Origin of the sequence: Vibrio profundum (assembly GCF_050337555.1) — a bacterium.
Taxonomy (GTDB): domain Bacteria; phylum Pseudomonadota; class Gammaproteobacteria; order Enterobacterales; family Vibrionaceae; genus Vibrio; species Vibrio profundum.
On sequence record NZ_JAKJTA010000003.1, the window covers coordinates 149,643 to 170,831 of the forward strand.

General features: G+C 40.1%; 2 protein-coding genes and 3 pseudogenes. All 5 read left to right on the plus strand.

All coding sequences use genetic code 11. From position 1 onward, the window contains the following. Positions 1-1,145: 1,145 nt before the first annotated feature. Positions 1,146-8,672 (plus strand): annotated as a pseudogene (locus L4C34_RS00810) (amino acid adenylation domain-containing protein); the annotation flags it as partial. A 129-nt stretch (positions 8,673-8,801) separates the two neighbouring features. Beyond that, a pseudogene (locus tag L4C34_RS00815) lies at positions 8,802-10,232 on the plus strand (amino acid adenylation domain-containing protein); the annotation flags it as partial. A gap of 99 nt (positions 10,233-10,331) precedes the next feature. Further along, a pseudogene (locus L4C34_RS00820) lies at positions 10,332-18,851 on the plus strand (amino acid adenylation domain-containing protein); the annotation flags it as partial. Then, complete coding sequence (locus tag L4C34_RS00825; RefSeq protein ID WP_428787442.1) at positions 18,848-20,119, plus strand: ATP-grasp domain-containing protein; 1,272 nt, start codon at positions 18,848-18,850, stop codon at positions 20,117-20,119. The pseudogene L4C34_RS00820 and the gene L4C34_RS00825, both read left to right, overlap by 4 nt. Before the next feature lie 16 nt (positions 20,120-20,135). Next, on the plus strand, positions 20,136-21,089 hold the full coding sequence (locus tag L4C34_RS00830) for a TauD/TfdA family dioxygenase (protein WP_428787443.1): 954 nt from the start codon (positions 20,136-20,138) through the stop codon (positions 21,087-21,089). Positions 21,090-21,189 lie beyond the last annotated feature (100 nt).

Sequence of the window (21,189 nt, forward strand, 5' to 3'; positions counted from 1 at the left end):
TATATGATCACAGGTAAAAGTGATCGTCAACTCGATCCTTTTTTGCTCAAAAAAATATTCATGCGGTAGCCCTGGTGTGATACCCCACTTTGTTAGTAGGGCTCAATCAATATCTTATAGTCCTGATATTTGTGTCTACATATCGACAACTTATTCTTTAACGCAGGGCTTTCACGCTTCATATACGAACTGTGGAGTCGAAATGTCAGATTGTAGCCGAGATAACGGAGATTCATTCATCAGAAAACGTCAGTTTTAATCACTGTTTCTTTTTATTCACCACTAAAAAAACCATTAAATACCTAACCTCGAGGTATCTACCCTACGGTATTTTCGCTTGCTTTATATACATGTTTAGTCATTGATCAGCTTTATTTCGTAGTTGTAGTAACTTGATTATTCTCTCTTCTTCGTATCGAAATTTCAGCAGTGGATTCCATGTTAATTCCAGAGTAAATAGAAAAAATCAAGTTTCTAATTTCTATTATCTAGACACTCTTTGGTTTACCAAATTTGGAAACACACATTACAATATTAAAAGTTAAATGTATTGATAAGTATATCTATAATGCGCACTGCGTTTATGTGCGTATAGTGTGGGTTGCTTATAGATGAACTTAAATATATGGACTCTATCTATCCCTAAGCTACCTTTAGAGTAGAAGAGCTTAATTGTTACAGTCTTTCCTATCTTAGTATTCAGATGAATACATAAATGTGAAATAGCTCACCATTGTTATGGTGTTAAAAAAAACACATATTGAAAGATTAATCATAGGGTATAAGGTCGTTGAGTTATATAAAGCACTCATAATAGTAATAATCACGACAAATTTAGGAATACCCTTGATTTTATTAAATCTCATGTCGAGTGTGGTTTCTAGGTTTGTAAAGCTAAAAATACTGTGTCTTGACTAAGTTTTAAATGATGATCATAAAAAGTCTGGATCTATGCTAAATATAATAAATAGAACCAGTACGCCACCGGGTAATAAGGAATAGACGCTCACTTCTTACAATCGAATAAACATCAACATCGTGTTCATTAAATCAACAATTCTTTAGTAAGCCCAAAATCTTCAGCCTTAGAGTTTTAAAGCTCTATGACCCTTTATTTAATAAGTAATATTTGGTGATGAATTAATATGATACATAGTCTGTTTGAATATCAAGCTAAAATCAACCCTGAAAACATAGCGTTAGTTTCTGGTAGTGGAGAAATGACTTATCAGGAACTAAATGAAAGAGCAAATAAAATTGGACATCTTATCCAAGAACAGTTTCATTTGACGTATGGTCGGGATATAAAACCTGGCGATATAGTCGCTTTTTATGAAGATTGTTCCTTTGATATGATAGCATTTACTATTGCTATCCTTAAGTCTGGTGCAGCTTACTTATCTTTAGATCCAAACTCTCCAAAAGAACGATTGAAATATATATCTAAAGATGGAGATATTTCCCTTCTTATAACAAAAAAAAATAATTTAGAGAAGCTAGAGAGCATATATGATAGAAATAAGATGATCGTTATTGACGATCTTGATCTTATTTCTAGATTAGATGAATGTTCAGGAAAAAATATACTCGCAGATATTGATCAGAAAGATCCAGCTTATATAATATACACTTCTGGCTCAACAGGGAAGCCTAAGGGAGTTGTGGCAAGTCATGAGTGCTATACACTGAAGCATAGCGAAGATAGAGAAAATTATAACGCAGAAACCTCTAGCTTATACTTTGTACAGTCATTTTTTGATCCATCGGTAAGGCAAACATTTTTACCTCTATCTTCTGGTGGTAGTCTCGTACTATACGATAAAAAAACCCTTAGTGATCCAAATAGATTACTAGAAATAATTGATGATCATGATATAGATATATTATATATGGTGCCGTCCGCGCTTTCTTTACTATTGTCACATATATCTTCTGAAGGCAGTAGTGTGAAGCGAAAGCTGAAATGTATTTTTTCAGTTGGGGAGAGGACTAATGAAAAGGTAACCAATTTAGCTCTAGAGCTTCTGTCTGATAAATTTGTAAACCAGTATGGGATGACAGAGGTGCCTGGGGTCGCTTCAGAGTGTATTATTACGAAGTATTCTGGTGGTCTAATAAACATAGGCAAGCCAGTCAAAGGTGTTAGTTTTTATGTTTTGGGCGAAAATGGATCACTTTGTGATGCTGGACAGAGTGGTGAGCTTTATATTGGTGGCAAGACCGTTGCTATTGGGTATTTAAATAACCCTGATCTTACAAAGGAAAAATTCATTCCTGGTATGGATTTTTATGGGGGTATAAATGGCGATTATCATGTATATAGTACAGGAGATACTGTTCGCCAACTTGAAGATGGGAGTTTTGATTATATAGGGCGCTCTGACTACCAAATAAAGTTGAGAGGCTTTCGTATTGAGTTGGGAGAGATTGAGTATCACTTAAATAAATGTGAGCATGTCAGTCAGGCGGTTGTTGTATTACGTAATGATTATGGGTTTGATTCTCTTTCAGCATATTATATCTCTGACTTTAAAAATAAAAATGAGTTAGCGAGAGCTATAAAAAAGTATTTATCTAATATTTTACCTGAGTACATGCTTCCTGATACGTATACAGGTGTAGAATCCTTCCCTCTAAACGCCAATGGGAAAGTTGATAGGAATTTACTTCCATTACCTGACAGAGAATTATTTAAAGTTGGTTATAGTGCTCCTAGTGGTGATATGGAAATTAACATTTCTACCGCTTGGTCAGAGCTTTTAAATATAGAAAACATAGGTCGAAATGACGACTTTTTCCAATTAGGCGGGAATTCGTTATTAGTTATGAGGCTAATTTCGATTTTGTCTATTAAATTGGGTGTTCGTATTCCCACTAAAGTAATATTTACGTATTCTAAGTTGCATGAGTTAGCAGGATATATTAAGAAAGAAAAATCAAAATTGCATACGGATTGTGACTTTGAAATAATTACACCTAATAAAGCCTATGAATATGAAGTTTTTCCTGTAACTGAAGTTCAGCAAGCTTATTTAATGGGGCGGGGGGAGCAGTTTGAGTTAGGTAATATCAGTACACATAGATATATAGAATATAAGTATAAAAACTTAGATATTTCTCTTTTGGAGAGATCTTTGAACTTGATTATAAAAAGGCACCCTATGCTTAGGGCAAGCTTTTTAGGTAATGAACAAAAAATTGTAGCAGATGTTCCTTATTACTCCATTCGCATACAGGAAGTTGAAAGTCTATCCACGCTAGAGCAAGATCTTGTATTAGATCGCTGTAGGGATGAAATGTCCCATCAGGTTTTTGATTGCGGCCAGTTTCCACTATTTGACATCAGAGTTACAAAACTCGACGCTCATTATATCCTCCATATTAGTATGGATATTTTAATTCTAGACGCGTACAGCATGGATACTTTTATTAATGAGTGGCGTGGAGTATACCAGTCAAAAGGACAGTGTGACTTTAAAAGTCAGGAACTTAGCTTTAGAGATTACGTCCTAGCGCTGGAAAAGTTGAAAGAGAGTAGTCAGTATCTTCGTGCCCGAGACTACTGGTTAGATCGTGTACCTACAATGCCGCTGGGGCCAGTGTTACCGTTATTAAAGCAACCTCACGAAGTTGTAACACCTACCTTTACTCGGGCAAGTGGATTTATTGCTGAAGAGCACTGGACTGCATTTAAAGAAAAGGCTTTGCACCATAAAGTAAGCCCAACCAGTGTGTTGTTATCGTTATTTGGCTTAGTACTTTCTCGCTGGAGTCAGCATTCTCAACTGTTGATTAACTTAACCTTGTTTAACCGCTTGCCTTTACATGAGGAAGTGAATGACATTTTGGGCGATTTTACTACATTGGAGCTATTTGCTTTTGATGCTAACAAACGAGGGAATTTTGCTCAGCTAGTTAAGGAGCAGCATGACTTGCTATGGGATGACTTGGAACATAGTTTATTTACCGGATTGTCGGTACAAAAAGAGCTTATTCGTCATCATGGTTTAGACTTTTCTCGTACAATCGCTCCCGTTGTTTTGACTAGTGTCTTGAATGATAGCGACGACAACAATGGCCCAGCTCTGCCGAGTGATTTTATGGGGCTTGGACACAGTATTACTCAGACGTCTCAGGTGTGGTTAGACAATAATGTTATTGCGCAAAATTCAGGGTTATTGGTCGAGTGGGATTATGTAGAAGAGCTGTTCTGTCCTGAGGTGATCCATTCCATGCATCAAGCATATTGTGGCTTGATTGAGTATGTTGCTGCTCATGCATGGGAAGAGGAGCTCCCAGACTTCTTACCAGAAAAAGATCAGTCTCAGTTAGCTCATTATCATGCGACAGAGAACCCATCGTTACTTGCGTGTCAGTCGGTGTCTGATTTGTTTGTGACTGCGGCTGCTCGTTATGAGTCTCGTCCAGCGGTCGTCTCGACGCAATCTCGTTGTAATTACGGTGACTTGGGGGATCAAGCTGCACGTATTGCCCATAAATTGATTGAGCTGGGTGTCGAGCGCAACGAGCTTGTGGCCGTTTTGACCGAGAAAGGGGTTAATCAGGTTTCAGGTTGCCTTGGTGTATTGCAATCCGGTGCGGGGTACCTCCCATTAAATCTTGAGTGGCCGATGCATCGAGTTAAAGATGTATTGGAACAGGGGCAAGTCAAAGTCGTTCTGTCTACTCAGTCGGTACTGGCCGCATTGCCAGCCGACAAACGCGCTGAACTCATGGACGGTTACCGTATCTATTGTTTGGATGAGGCGTCCATTTGGTCTGGATATTCAGTGACGCCAGTGCTGTCCCGAGCTCAGTTGGATGACATTGCTTATGTGATCTTTACATCTGGGTCAACGGGCAAACCGAAAGGGGTAACCATCACTCACCGTGCGGTTGTAAATACTCTGCAGGACATGAATCATCGATTCTCAGTGACGGCGAATGATCGTACGTATGGTCTGTCTAGTTTGAGTTTTGATTTGTCGGTCTATGACATCTTTGGCATGTTAATTACGGGCGGCAGTCTTTTTTGCCCAGAAGAATCGGTTTTAAAAGAGCCGAATGTTTGGATACAAGAGTTGGTGGATCATAAGGTTTCGATTTGGAATACCGCACCAATGTTTATGCAAATGTTGGTTGAAGCCCTTAAAGATACAGAGCTAACGAAGGTGTTACGTGACGGGTTGGGTGAGACATTGCGCTTAGTCTTACTCAGTGGTGACTGGATCCCTTTGGAATTACCAGCGTTAGTGAAACAGTATTTCCCGAACGCGGAAGTCATGAGTTTAGGTGGCGCGACAGAAGCCTCTATTTGGTCGATTCTCTACCCAATTCAAGAGGTCTTGCCTGAGTGGAAGAGTATTCCGTATGGCTATGCAATGGCGAACCAAACGATGCACGTGCTGGATGAGCACTTGCAACCGTGTCCTGTGGGCGTAACTGGCGAAATTCACATCGGCGGTGTGGGTGTTGCCCAAGGCTATTGGCGTGATGAGGAGCGCACAGCACAATCCTTTATCCATCATCCTCTGACAAATGAAACCTTGTACAAAACGGGCGACTTAGGGGTGTTCTGCCAAGAAGGTTATATTGAATTTAAGGGCAGAAAAGACAACCAAGTGAAAGTCCGAGGTTACCGAGTTGAGTTGGGTGAAATTGAAAGTGCTCTTAATGAGCTGAGCTCAGTAAAGCAATCAGCCGTTATTTTGCATGACAATGGAAACAGCAAAACGTTGGGGGCATATGTTGTACCGTCACAGTCGGTGACTACGCTGGACCATGAAAAACTGATGTTCAAGCTTGCTCAGCACAATCTTCGAGACATTTCTGGTATTCAAGACCGACACCCAAGTAGTCAGAGTCACTTCGATCTTGAGCGCTACTTCTCACGTAAGAGTTATCGAACGTTTGAAGGCGAGCAGCTGGATGTGAACGATATCGTACAAACTTTAGATAGCGCACGTCCAACCATGGGCAGTGTGTCTCCAATGGAAGCCAGCTTCGATTTACACAAGCTCTTATTTGTGTGTGCTGGGTTTATGGATCAAAGCGGAGGTTTTGCGAAATACGTTTACCCTTCAGCAGGAGGACTATACCCAGTTCAAATGTATTGTGAATTGCGTGAATCCGTTGGCACTCTTACACCAGGGTACTACTACTACCACCCAATAGAAACGACATTCTACCGAGTTGCAGGCTTCCCTCATCAGAGTGACAGCTCTGCTCCACGTCGCTCGGCAGTGACGTTACATTTAGTGGGGCATAAAGCAGCGATTGAACCAGAATACGGGGATTTGTCTTATGGTTTCTGCGCACTTGAAGCGGGCTATATGGGGCACTTGCTGTCTTCCCAAGCCGTGAGCCAAGGGATAGGTCTGGAGTCGGTCGCAGGCTTTGATGCTAATGAGTTACTGACGCAGATTAACCAGTCAGAAGATTGGTTACTGGGCAGTTACTCGGTCATTAATGATACGGTCTCGCCTGAAATAAACCATAGTGATGTTACTGTATACGTTCAACTATTTAAGGATGTTGGCGCATTAACATCAGGGTGTTATCAGTACATTGATGGCAATTTGTTCGCTGTTGATGCGTTGTCAGAACTGGTGGATCTCACCTCTCTGAGTGATGGTGATCCATTGCTTGGCAGTGATTTTGTCGTCACGCTTCATGGGCACGGTTCGCTTGAAGACTATCGCCGAGCGGGAGCATTGTCACAACATTGGATGCAGCAGGGTCTCGATAATCAAATCGGGTTCTGTGTGCTAGGGAAAGTGAAAATAACGGAACAAGCTCGCACAATGTTGGGAGACACGGCCGTATTAACTTTCTTAGCAGGGGGGAAAGCCTCTTCAGAGCAGCTTATTTCACGAGCGGTGAGCGAAACACACTCTGTCACAGAGGATGAGGTGCGGAGCCAGATATCGTCTGAGCTATCAGATCTTTTACCGTCCTACATGCTTCCGGAGTGGTACAGCCTATTAGATCAAATACCGGTCAGTGCGAACGGTAAAGTGGATCGTAAAAAGCTGCCAGAGCCAGATCAAGGTATGACAGGACATGAACACGCAGAGCCGCAAGGAGAAGTGGAACGCGAACTGTCCAGTATTTGGTGTGAAGTCTTACAGTTGGAAAAAGTGAGCCGTTATGATGACTTTTTCTCGTTAGGTGGTGATTCTCTCTTGGCGATGAAGGTAGCGACACGTATTCAGAAGGGACTGGATATTGACATGACGGTTAAATCGATTTTTGATCATCGACGCTTTGATAGACTAGCCGCAGAGATCGAACAGCAAATTCAATCAGAGAACTACATGGGATATGAGGCAATTCCTTGTATTGACCGCCATGAGGTATCAGAGTTTGAGCTGTCGTTTGCACAGGAAAGGCTGTGGTTTTTAGACCAATATGAAGGTGGGAGTACCCACTATAATATTCCAATTGTGATGAATATTTCTGGTGAATTGGATATTAATGCCTTACAAAACAGCCTAAATAAACTGGTTGAACGACATGAAGTTTTGCGTTCAAACTTTATATCAGATACTGAAGGGACGCCGGTTCAAAAAATAAATTCTGAAATTCATTTGCCTTTAAACTTGGTAGAGGCAGGGAATAGAGATCTGAACGATATAATTGAAGGTGAAATTAACTATAAGTTTGATCTAACTGAAGATTCTCTAGTTAGGACCGCGTTGGTTGAAATTAGTGATAACGAATTTGTGTTTATTTTAAACCACCATCACATAATTAGTGATGGATGGTCTGTCGATATTATATTGGAAAATTTATCTGAATTTTACGCGTCAGAAGTAGAGGGTCGATATTCTAATTTAAAAAACATTAGAGTTAAATATACTGACTTTTTATATTGGCAAAAGGCAGAGGCGAAAACGAAATCATACCAGAATAAGCTTTCCTATTGGTGTGACTTGCTTTCCGACTTTGAGCCGATGGAGTTACCTACAGACTTTAATAGACCGGGAAGATTAAGCCAACGTGGTGGCTCTATTGATTTCTCAATAAGTGAGCAAACCTCTAGGAAATTGACCTCGCTAGTGATAAAGAATGGCTCAACCAATTTCTCCTTGCTTCTATCAGCCTTTGGTATTTTATTGAGTAGATACTCAGGGAAAAATGATATTGTTATCGGCAGTCCAATTTCGAATCGATATCACCAGGATATAGAGAATGTTGTTGGTTTTTTTGCGAATACAATTGGTTATCGACTAGAAGTAAACAATGAACAGAATTACACCGAATTCCTTAATTCTATAACCAACCAAGTCTTAGATGCGCAAACTAACCAAGAGGTCTCATTTGAAAAGATTGTCGAGGCCCTTAACGTTGAACGTGACCCTAGCCGAAATCCCATATTTCAAGTGGCTATAGTGTATCAAAACTATAGTAGCGGCAATAAAATGCTACTTCCTGGTGTGGATGTTAAACAGCGGGAAGACGTGAAATATGGTACATCAAAGTTTGACTTGCTGCTAGAAATGAAAGAGTGTGCCGACGGCAGCATATTATGTCGAATGGAATACAGTATCGATCTATTTGATGAGTCTACGGTTGTTAGATTTGCAAATAGCTATAAGAGAATGGTTGAAGAAATTGTTGATATCGAAAAAGCATATGTTTCTGATATCACTGGGCTTACAGATGTTGAAAAGCATAAAGTATTACACGAATGGCGTGGTGTTGATGCTCATTACCCAGATGGACAATTGAATGAGCTATTTGAACAGCAGGTTGAAAGAACGCCACACGGTATAGCGTTAGCTTCTGAAGACGAGGAGCTAACATATATTGAGCTAAATGAAAGGGCGAATAAGCTTGCAAGAAAGATAAGGCATGATTATGTCCAAAGAAATCATTCTGAATTAAAACCTAATACGCTGGTTGCTTTATTCTTAGAAAGAAGTATTGATACCGTGGTCAGTATTTTGGCGACATTGAAGGCAGGTGCTGCTTATGTGCCAATTTCCGTCACTGATCCTAAACAGCGTATACAGTACATTTTAGAAGATACTAAAGCACCTGTTGTCCTTACTCAAAATAGACTTTTTCAGAGTTTAGTCCACAATATAGATAATTCAAGCCTTTCTCAACGACCAACAATGTTAACTGTTGACTCGGGAGATGGCTTCTCAAGTTTCAGTAGCTCAAACTTGTCTCGTGCTGAAGGAAATAGCTCAGACCTAGCTTACGTAATCTATACCTCCGGAACAACAGGCAAACCAAAGGGCGTTTTAATTAGCCACAGCAACGTCGCCAGCTTAGTGTTTAACAACTTTTTAAACGCTAGCCATGAAGATGCATTTGTTTTTCTATCTTCACCGGCTTTCGATGCAGCAACATTTGAAATTTGGATGCCAGTATTACATGGTGGTAAATTAGTTGTGCCAAGTGATGTCAAATCTCAAATGGCTTCCCCTGACGAACTGGATAAGTTGTTCAAGACGCACAAGATCACCAATCTATTCTTAACAAAGACGTTATTTGACAACTTGTATTCAAGCAAACCCAATCTATTCGCAGATCTTACCCATCTACTTGTGGGCGGAGAAGCACTCAACAAAGAAGTCATTAATCATCTTCTTCAGTCACCATACAAGCCTAAGCACTTGTTCAACGTCTATGGGCCGACTGAAAGTACAACGTTCACTAGTATTCACTTAATGGAGAAACCAGTTACCACAGCCGATGTACCTATAGGTAAGCCTATTCAGGGTAGAAGTTGCTATGTGCTTGATGGTGACGCGAACCCTGTGCCAGTAGGGGTAATTGGAGAACTTTATATTGGAGGGGCAGGGCTCGCTTCAGGTTATCTAAATAATACTACGGTCACTTCAGAGCGTTTTATTGAAAGCCCGTATGCGACTGAAGAAGAACGGGAAAAAGGGCACGATCGACTATATAAAACAGGTGATTTAGTCAGCTGGATGCCCGATGGTAATTTGCGATATGTGGGGCGTAACGACTTTCAAGTGAAAATTCGCGGCTTTAGAATTGAGCTCGGAGAAGTAGAGAGTGTGTTAGCGTCTATTGCACAGGTACAACAAGCTATCGTTATGGTAAAAGAACATTGTGATAGCAAATACCTTGTCGCATATGTCATCCTTGAAAGTGAAATCAGCAACGATGACATGAGATCCATACTCGCAGAAAAACTACCTGACTATATGGTTCCTAGCCTCTTTATGCAGATTGATTCGGTACCAGTAACAGCCAACGGTAAATTAAACTATAAAGCTTTACCGAGTCCTAAGTTTACTGGGTCAAATGGAGGTACTCCGAGCACGACACTTGAAAAGCAACTTTGCGCTATCTGGCAAGAGCTCTTAGGTATAGACGATATTGGTATCTATGACAATTTCTTTAATTTAGGTGGGCATTCTCTTCTAGCAATTAAGCTGAATACGCTAATTTCTAAACAGTTGGAAGTTAGCTTCCCCGTTGGAGCTATATTTGAGAACCAAACTATACGAGAACTCTCTAAATTTATTGACAATCAATCAGACAATAATGGCGAATATTCTAAAATAGAAGAGATTACGTTAGATGCAAGTGAAGCTAAATCCAGTTTCCCTGTAACTGAAGTACAGCAAGCGTATATGCTAGGTCGAAGTTCTACTTTCGAACTCGGTGGTGTTGGGGCACATGCTTACAACGAATATATATATAACTACCTTGATCACCAAGCCTTGGAGCGTGCGCTAAATAAACTAATACAGCGTCACTCTATGTTGAGAGTTTGTTTTGATGAGAAAACAAACTCTCAAAAAGTTTCTGATCCCTTTGAGTACCATATTCAGTATCAAGATTTGAGTACGTTAACAGAGAACGAGCAGAAAGAGAGGCTTGAACTTTGGCGTGATGAGCTATCCCATCAAGTGTTTGATATTGACCGTAGTCCATTATTTGACTTTAGGTTGAGCAAGACAAGGGAAGTGTATATTTTACACGTAAGTTATGATGCATTAATCTTTGATGGAATGAGCACGGAGATTTTCTTTAAGGAATGGAAGGCGTTTTATAATAATCCCGGCTTGTTGCTTCCAGAGTTAAATTTAACTTTTAGAGATTACGTCATTGCACTAGAAAGATTGAAAGCCAGCTCTCAGTACCATCGTGCACGTGATTACTGGTTAGGTCGAGTGCCACAGATGCCGCTTGGACCTGTGCTGCCGTTGTTAAAGCAACCACATGAAGTGAAAAAGCCGAGCTTTGCTCGCGCGATTGCCAGCATTTCTGCGGAACACTGGAGCGTATTTAAGAAAAAGGCGCTTCATCATAAAGTCAGTCCAACCAGTGTGTTGTTGACTCTATTCGGTACTGTATTAGCTCGTTGGAGTCAGCGTCCTCAATTACTTATTAATTTAACCCTGTTCAATCGTTTGCCCTTGCATGAGGAAGTGAATGAGATACTCGGTGACTTTACGACACTCGAGCTTTTTGCTTTTGATGCCACGAAACAAGACGGCTTTGCGCAGTTTGTTAAAGCTCAGCACGATCTTTTGTGGCAAGACTTGGAGCACAGTTTATTTACTGGCCTGTCAGTACAAAAAGAATTAATTCGTCATCATGACTTAGATTTTTCTCGTACAGTCGCGCCGGTTGTCTTAACCAGTGTGTTAAATGAGAGTGATGACAACTATAGCTCAGTTTTATCTAACGAATTTATGGGCGTGGGGCACAGTATTACTCAGACTTCTCAGGTGTGGCTGGATAATAAAGCTTATGAGAAAGATGGTAAGTTTATTGCCGAATGGGACTATGTTGAAGAGTTGTTCTGTCCTGAGCTGATCCAATCGATGCACCACGCGTATTGTCGTTTGATTGAGCATGTGGCAACGCACAGCTGGGATGAAAAGTTGCCTGAGATCCTGCCAGAAAAAGACCAGCAAAAATGGGCGAATTATCATGCCACTAAGAATCCATCTGTGCTGGCACAGCAAACGTTGTCTGACTTGTTTGTAGCGGCCGCTTCTCGTTATGAAGGCAGAGTAGCCGTGAAGGCAGGGTCATCACATTGCCACTATGGAGAGTTGAGTCAGAAGGCAGCGCGTATCGCGCATAAATTGGTTGACTTAGGAACCGAGCGCAATGAACTGGTCGCGGTATTGACGGAAAAAGGGGTAAACCAGGTTTCTGGGTGCCTAGGCGTAGTCCAAGCGGGGGCGGGCTATTTACCTCTGAACCTAGAATGGCCTGTTCACCGAATCAAAGATGTGTTGGAGCAAGGCCAAGTAACCGTATTGTTGTCGACACAGTCGGTCTTGGACACCCTACCGACTGAGCATCGCGCTGAGTTGGAAGAGAGTTACGATATTTACTGCTTAGACGAAGAGCGTATTTGGTCAGACTACCCAATCACTCCTTTGGTCTCTCGAGCACAGCTGGATGATATCGCCTATGTCATTTTTACGTCCGGTTCAACAGGGAAACCGAAAGGGGTGACGATCACTCATCGCGCAGTCGTGAATACCCTACAGGATATGAATCATCGCTTTTCAGTGACAGAGGATGATCGTACGTATGCCCTCTCTAGCTTAAGCTTTGACCTGTCAGTCTATGACATCTTTGGTATGTTAATTTCGGGTGGCAGTCTTTTCTGCCCAGAAGAGTCGGTGTTAAAAGAGCCAAATGTCTGGATACAAGAGTTAGTTGATAACCAAGTTTCGATTTGGAATACCGCGCCAATGTTTATGCAAATGTTGGTGGAGGCTCTGAAGGACACAGAGTTAACGACAGAGCAATGTGAGGCATTAGGCAAAACATTGCGTCTCGTCTTGCTCAGTGGAGACTGGATCCCATTAGAACTGCCTGCACTTGTTAAGCAATACTTCCCGAATACGGAGGTCATCAGTTTAGGAGGAGCGACGGAAGCATCGATTTGGTCCATCCTCTTCCCAATTCAAGAGGTGTTACCTGAGTGGAAGAGTATTCCGTATGGTTATGCAATGGCGAACCAAACGATGCAAGTGTTGGATGAACATCTACAACCTTGCCCGGTGGGTGTGACGGGAGAAATCCATATTGGCGGTGTCGGTGTTGCCCAAGGTTATTGGCGTGATGCAGAGCGAACCGCACAATCCTTTATCCATCATCCTCTGACAAATGAAACCTTGTACAAAACGGGCGACTTAGGGGTGTTCTGCCAAGAAGGTTATATTGAGTTCAAAGGTCGAAAAGACAATCAGGTGAAAGTCCGAGGCTACCGTGTTGAGCTTGGTGAAATTGAAAGTGCGCTGAATGACCTGGCTACGGTGAAGCAATCTGCAGTTATTCTTCATGACAACGGAAACAGCAAAACTTTGGGGGCGTATGTCGTTCCTACACAGCAGCTGAATGCGTTAGACCACGATAAATTGATCTTCAAATTAGCGCAGCATAATCTCCGAGAGGTTACAGGCGCTCATGATGCTTACACGGGGACTCAAAGGGCCTTTGATCTTGAGCGTTACTTTTCACGTAAGAGTTACCGGACGTTTGAAAGCGGACAACTGAATGTCACCGATATCTTACAGACACTCAATCATACACTTTCAGAGATAGGAAGTACGTCTCCAGCTGATGCTCGCTTTGATTTGGAAGAGTTATTGTTTGCTTGTGCAGGCTTTGCAGATCAAAACGGAGGCTTTGCTAAATACCTCTACCCTTCAGCAGGCGGACTGTATCCAGTCCAACTTTATTGTGAAGTGCATGAATCGGTTGGGGATATCACACCTGGGTATTATTATTACCACCCATTAGAAAATACGCTTCATCGTATTGCTGGTATTGGTCATAAGGGTGAAGAATCAATATCCCCTCGCTCTGCTGTGACGCTTCACTTAGTGGGTCGAAAAGCGGCGATTGAACCAGAATATGGCGATTTATCTTATGGTTTTTGTGCTCTAGAAGCAGGCTATATGGAGTATCTATTATCTACCCAAGCGATGACACAAGGCATTGGGCTAGAGCGGAGAGAACACTCGGAAGCATCAACCCTACTTGCCCAGATTCATCAGCCGGAAGATTGGCTATTGGGTAGCTTTTCGGTTATCAACGATACGGTTTCTCCAATCTTAGATAACAGTGAACTAGCGGTGTATGTCCAGCTATTCAATCACATCGGAGAGTTAGAGCCAGGGTGCTATCAACTAACAGACAATACACTGATGAGGTGTGACGCACTTCAAGAGATGGTTGACCTTAGCTCCTTAGATGAAAGTGACCCGCTTCACGGCAGTGACTTTGTTGTAACGCTTCATGGAGCGGATACGGCTGAGAACTATCGTTATGCTGGGACGCTCTCACAGCATTGGATGCAGCAAGGGGCAGATACCCAAGTTGGGTTCTGTGTACTAGGAAAGGTAACTATAACCGAAGATGCTCGAAGCATGTTGGGGGATAACGCCGTTTTAACTTTCTTGGCCGGGGGAAAAGTCTCACAAGAGCAGCAAGCCTCACGGGCCGTAAGCGAAACCCATTCCTTAACTGAAGAAGAAGTACGAAGTCAAATATCATCCGAACTATCGAATCTTCTGCCTTCTTATATGTTGCCTGAGTGGTATAGCTTTTTAGAGCGTATTCCAGTGAGTGCGAATGGTAAAGTTGACCGTAAAAAACTGCCAGAGCCAGATCAAGGGGTGACAAGGGGTGAACACACAGAGCCGGAAGGTGAGGTAGAGCAAGCGCTGTCCAATATTTGGTGTGAGGTGTTACAGCTGGAAAAAGTGAGTCGTTACGATGACTTCTTTGCTTTAGGAGGGGATTCGCTGCTAGCGATGAAGGTTGCTACACGTATCCAAAAAGGATTAGACATAGATATTACGGTTAAATCTATCTTTGATAACCGACGATTTGATTTGTTGGCATGGGAGATTGAACAGCAAATACAATCGGATAACTACATGGGTTACGAAGCGATTCCGTGTATTGACCGCAATGAGGTATCAGAGTTTGAGCTCTCTTTTGCGCAAGAAAGGCTATGGTTTTTAGAGCAATCTTATGACACTGGCGCAAGATATAACATCGCAATTATTCTCAAAATAAAAGGTGATTTATCTATTCTGAGTCTTGAAAAAGCCATTGACCAATTGGTGAAAAGACATGAAAGTTTTAGAACAGAGTTTTTTACAAACGAAAGCGGAATTTCCTTACAACGAGTACATTCTAATTTATCTGTAAAAATCGATACTATTGAATTGTTGAGCGAAAATGAAATTAATCAGCATATTGATAACGAAGTTTATAAGTCTTTTGACTTGACTTGTGCACCGTTATGTCGTGTGAAGCTTTTGAAACTCAAAGATGAAAATATTCTTATTTTTAATCATCATCATATTATTAGTGATGGGTTTTCATGTGGGCTTATAGTTAAAGAGCTTCAATCATTATACGAAAATCCTACTAGTTCTTTTTTAATAGAGCCTAATGGAGTTGATGTACAGTATGCTGACTATGCACATTGGCAAAAAAATAGAGCAAATAAGTCTAGTCATAAAGAGAAGATAGCATATTGGAAAAATTTACTTAGCGGATACCAACGGCTCTCTCTCCCACTGGATAAGCACAGGCCTGCAAACCCGACATATAAAGCGGGAATCTTGAATTTTGATTTAAATGTGGAGGTTATTGATAGACTATCTAGTATCGCCCAAGAAAGTGGAGGCAGTCTATATTCTTCGCTACTATCCGCATTTTCTGTATTTTTATCAAAGGTATCAGGGCAAGATGATATTACTTTCGGAGGGTTTGTTGCGAACCGTTACCACTACAACCTAGAGGGTATTATAGGGTATTTTGCCAATACTATTGTCCATAGACATAGCATTAACCAGAATGATGGGTTCCACTCTCATTTGAGAAGTGTAATAAGTCAGGTTAATAAGAGCCTTACCCATGAAGATGTCCAGTTTAATGAGATTCTCGATGAGGTTGAGTGGAGTAGAAAATCTGGTGAACACAACTTAATTAATGTAGTTTTCGCCTTTCATGATGAATCTTTTAAGCCGAATATAGAAATAGGTAAGTTTGATACTGAGTACTATAGTAAAGACAACCTAGGTGACTTCATTGATCTAGATTTAAAGTTTGAAGTCTCGCCAAGTGAAAAAGGTTATGCATTAAAAGTCAGCTATTCAAAAGATTTATTCTTTGAAGAAACAGTGCATTTGTTTGTCGATTACTTCAAGAGTACTTTGGAAAGCGTTGCTAAGAATGACTTTGAGAAAATTAAAAATCTTAATGTAGCTAAGTATGGGTTAGAAAAGGACGCATTTAGGGCGCAATTCGATAATGTTTCTATGGAACTAGTTGATAAGTCGATACTACACCTGTTTGAAGAAGTTGCTGCCAGTTGTCCAAACAAGGTTGCTATTGTTCATAATAACCAGAAGTTTACTTATGGCGAAATTGATAGAAGAGCTAACCAACTTAGTAGATATTTACATGAAACTGTTGAAGCTAATGATTATGGTAAAGAACGCATTATTAGTTTTTATATGGATCAATCTATATTAAGTATTATATCTATTTTGGCAATTCACAAAATAGGATATGCATACTTACCATTAGATATAAGTGTGCCAGAGGGGAGGGTTGTAGATATACTGAACGATTGTGCATGTGGTGTCTTACTGACCAACTTATCAGCAGAAAATGAAATGTCTTCTATTAATACAATAAAAGATGTCAACCTAATTGTTCTAGATAGCAGAGACACGGTTGAATCTATTAATGCTCAGTCTGGCGGGAAAATAGATGTAAATGTGACACTATCAGATATTGCTTATTTGATATACACGTCAGGGTCTACTGGTAAGCCAAAAGGTGTCAAAGTATCACAAGGGAATTTATCTAATTATATTCAAAGCATGATGTCAGTTATAAACATGGACATTGTTGAGTCTTATGGTCTTGTTTCTAGCATATCTGCAGACTTAGGCTACACAACCCTATATAGCTCCCTAGTACGAGGTAAGTCACTACACCTGATTGACAAGGAAATTAGTATAGATGCTGTGGAGTTAAGCCAATATGTTGTAAATAATGAAATTGACTGTTTGAAAATAGTACCATCACACCTACAAGGTTTAATATCCTCGTCAAATGATTATGAGTTTCTACCTAGAAAGGTGTTGATTCTAGGAGGAGAAACACTTGAAGGTAAATTGTTGAAAACAATAAAAGATCATACTCCAATATTGCAAGTGTATAATCATTATGGGCCGACTGAAACTACGATTGGGGTTTGCGTTTATGATTGCAATAATCTTGATGTGCTAGGTTGGGGTAGAGGAAGTATCCCAATTGGCAAGCCTTTACCTAACAGTCAAGCCTATATTTTGGATGAAAATGGAAATTTATGTCCTCCAGGTATTATTGGTGAGCTTTATATTGGAGGCCTTGGTGTAACACAAGGCTACATGGCGCGACCAGAGTTAACTCAGGAAAAGTTCATTGAGAATCCAGTAAGTTGCGATGTCTTTGACAATCGAGACGTTGTATTTAAAACTGGCGACCGAGTGAAGCTGCTTAAAGATGGTTGTATTGAATATATCGGAAGAAACGATTCTCAGATCAAGGTTCGAGGTTATCGAGTTGAGCTTAATGAAATTTCACAGATACTAGCGACTCATGATGATATCGAACATTGTGTAACCTTATATGATAAGGGAGCTATTAGAACTTATTATACAACAGATATGTTCTCGCCTGAGAGCTATGAACTTAAGGACTTCCTTTCGGAAAGGGTTCCTAGTTATATGCTACCAGTGAACTATATTAATTTGGATGCAATTCCTTTGACAGCAAATGGTAAAGTTGATCGAGTAGCATTACTTAGCATTGCTAGTGAAACAGAAGCTGAAATTAGTGACACTATTCATACTCAACCTAGTAATCCTACAGAAGAGCGCCTAAAAGAGCTCTGGGAACAGGTTGTAGGCAGTAGTACATTTGGGGTAAGCGATGGGTTTTTTGAGTCAGGTGGTCATTCAATATTAGCGATACAGCTTGTTACTTTGATTAATAAAGAGTATGGAACTAACTATAGTACTATTTGGGTGTTTACACATGACACAATAGAGAAACAGGCATGTAGTATTCACGACGAAAATGATTTCACGAGTGAGTTTAAAGACGTTGTCTCGTACAATGAAGATGGAAATAATCTCCCGATTGTATTAATTCACGATAGCTTAGGCGGTGCTGAAGTTTATCATAATCTAGTAAATGAACTTGATGACAACCAGCCTATTTACATAGTTGAGCCTTATAATTTATATAATGATATTAAAATAATGTCTATTGATCGACTGTCTGATGTTTATATAGATAAAATACTAGATATATTACCTTCTAATAAATTCTCTATTGGTGGGTGGTCTCTTGGAGGGGTTATTGCACATGAGATGGCAAGAAAACTCAATGAGAGGGGAGTATGTTTAGGACAAGTTTACCTCATTGACTCGATTGTTTCTGAAGATAAGAAAGAAACTAATGTTTCTGACTTCAATAGCCTTATGTCCCTATTGCCTAACGATTATGGCGATTTGTATGAGAATTTATCTGATAGTGACAAGGAAAAAATAGTTGAAAATGCGCGATCATCGTTTCAAATGTTATCGAATTACACTTCGGGGACTTATAATGGAGATGTAACCATATTTAAAGCTAGGAGAAATAACTATTTCAACCTCACCAACGATCTAGAGGTAAACAGTAGTAATTGCCAAGTTTTAAGCTTAGATGCTGATCATTTTTCTATCATGAAAGGTAATTGCATAAGAAATATATCGAATTATATTAGAGAAGTTCAACAGTCTTTGAATGTTGAAGGTGGTAATGAATTATGAACGGCTATGCGACTTTTGAAAAATTGATTTTTGTTATCTCAGGCAGAGGGGTTAATCACTATGATATTAAAGCGTTGAGACAATCAGGTTCAAAGGTGGTGGTTGCTATAGTGAATGATAACTATAGACATACCATAACCGATAAAACACTCAACGATTTTGATGAGGTTTGTTTCGTGTCGACATCTTCAAGAAACTATGGATTAGACGAAGTAGATGAAGAAGAAACACGTAAACTAATTCATGAGAAAATGTCACATTATAGGTCAGAACACCAATATATTGTCTGTGCTAATGAAGGAAATATGGTTGTTAGTGCGAGCCTGAGAAGCCACTTTAATATTCCTGGTCTAAAGCATGAAGATGTCTTTTTGTTTAGAAACAAGTGTATGATGAAGACTAAGCTTGCCGATAACGGAGTTAACACGGCTAAGTTTATTGACTTTGACATTAACCTTGCACGTGAGCATGGATCATATTATGAAAATATTGTTCAGGAACTCGGCTCTCCCTTTGTGTTAAAGCCTAAGAGCTCTGGAGGTGGCAAGGATGTTTATATTGTAAAGTCAAGTAGACAATTTTCACAAATAACAAATGATATTTGTAGCGCCAAATACGAGTTTTTTGCTGAGTCTATTATTATGGGTGGTTTATATCATTGTGATATTATGATTCACAATCGAGAAGTTGTATTCTCCGAATGCTCGAAGTATAACTGGGATGAATTTGATGAGGGCTCAAAGCACCAGATTATATCGAGCTTACCTTTAGAAAACTCTGTGATGATAAAAAACAAGATTGTCGAATTTTGTGAGAAGATAATATCAATCTTGGGTGCCCTTGACGGGACGTATCATATAGAGGTATTTGAAGAGAATGGTGAGTTGGTATTTCTTGAGTTGGGATTGAGAATGCCTGGTACCTTGATCCCCAAGATGTATGAACTAATGTATGATTGTAATCTTTGGAATATCGATTTATCTATACAGTGTGATTTTTTTGCAGGAAACCGTTATAAACAGCAAAGGTATGCTCTGTGGGCTTATTTTTTGGAATATGAAGTTGGTACAATTGTAAAAGTTGAGCCACTAAATGAAAACGTTGATGGTTTTATTGACTGGTACTATGGGGTTGGTGATGCTGTTAGTGATACACCGGCCCTTACGGGCAGCGTTGTTTATTCAAGTAATAGTTATGAAGAAATTGTTTCAGTATTTGATTGTTTTAGAAGTAAAAGCCCACTAGTGCTTGAAAAAGAGGTTAATTGAAATGTGCTCAAATGAGATGAGTCAGTCTTATGTATCTGGCTACGTAACGCGTAATAATGAGTCTGTGTTCCCTATTGTATCTCCAGATAACAAAGGGGTTAAGCCAAGTGGGTGGGTTAATAAAAATAAGCAATGGCTCGATGAAAATTTACGTGAGAATGGAGCAGTGTTACTTAGAGGTTTTGATATCCACTCTCTATCCGAGTTTAATAAATTCTCTCTAAACTATAAGGGTAATTTGTTGAGTTATGATAATGCATCTACCCCAAGGACACGGCTTGGTGGAAATATCTACACATCGACAGAGTACCCTAAAGATGTTGTGATCCCTCAGCATAATGAGAAATCATATACGAATCAATGGCCAAATACGTTGATGTTTTTTAGCATAACTGTTGCTGAAGAAGGAGGATATACTCCGTTGGCTGACTCGGGAAGGATCTTGGCTAGACTAAATCGAGATATACTTTCAAGAATGGAAGAGTATGGAATATTGTACGTACGTAATTATCATGAAAACTTAGATTTAAGTTGGCAAGAAGTATTTCAGACTGAAATAAAAGAAGACGTCGAGTCTTATTGTTTGAATAATGAGATTGACTTTGAATGGATTAATTCTGGGGAACAATTACGCACTAAGCAGAAATCTAAATTTACTTTAGTACATCCTGAAACGAATGAACAAGTTTGGTTCAATCAGTCTAACCTATTTCATATTTCTGCGTTAGGGAAGGCTGGAGGTGAACTGCGTACTCAGCTTGGGTTGGATAATGTGCCACGGAACTGCTACTTCGGTAACGGAGAGGAAATACCTAACGAATTTATGGAAAAAATTAACGAAGCTATTCATGCTGAAACATTTTCTTTCCCATGGAAAAAGGGAGATATTCTACTAGTTGACAATATACGTATGACTCACGGAAGAACCACATTTTCTGGTCAGAGAAAAGTGGCAGTCGCAATGGCTTAAAGTTCAGGCTATACCTTGATTAGTCGGGTGATGGTTTTTGGTAGTTCAATACAAAAGCCGTCACTGAGGTATGCCAATCAGCCATATACTTATTTGAACA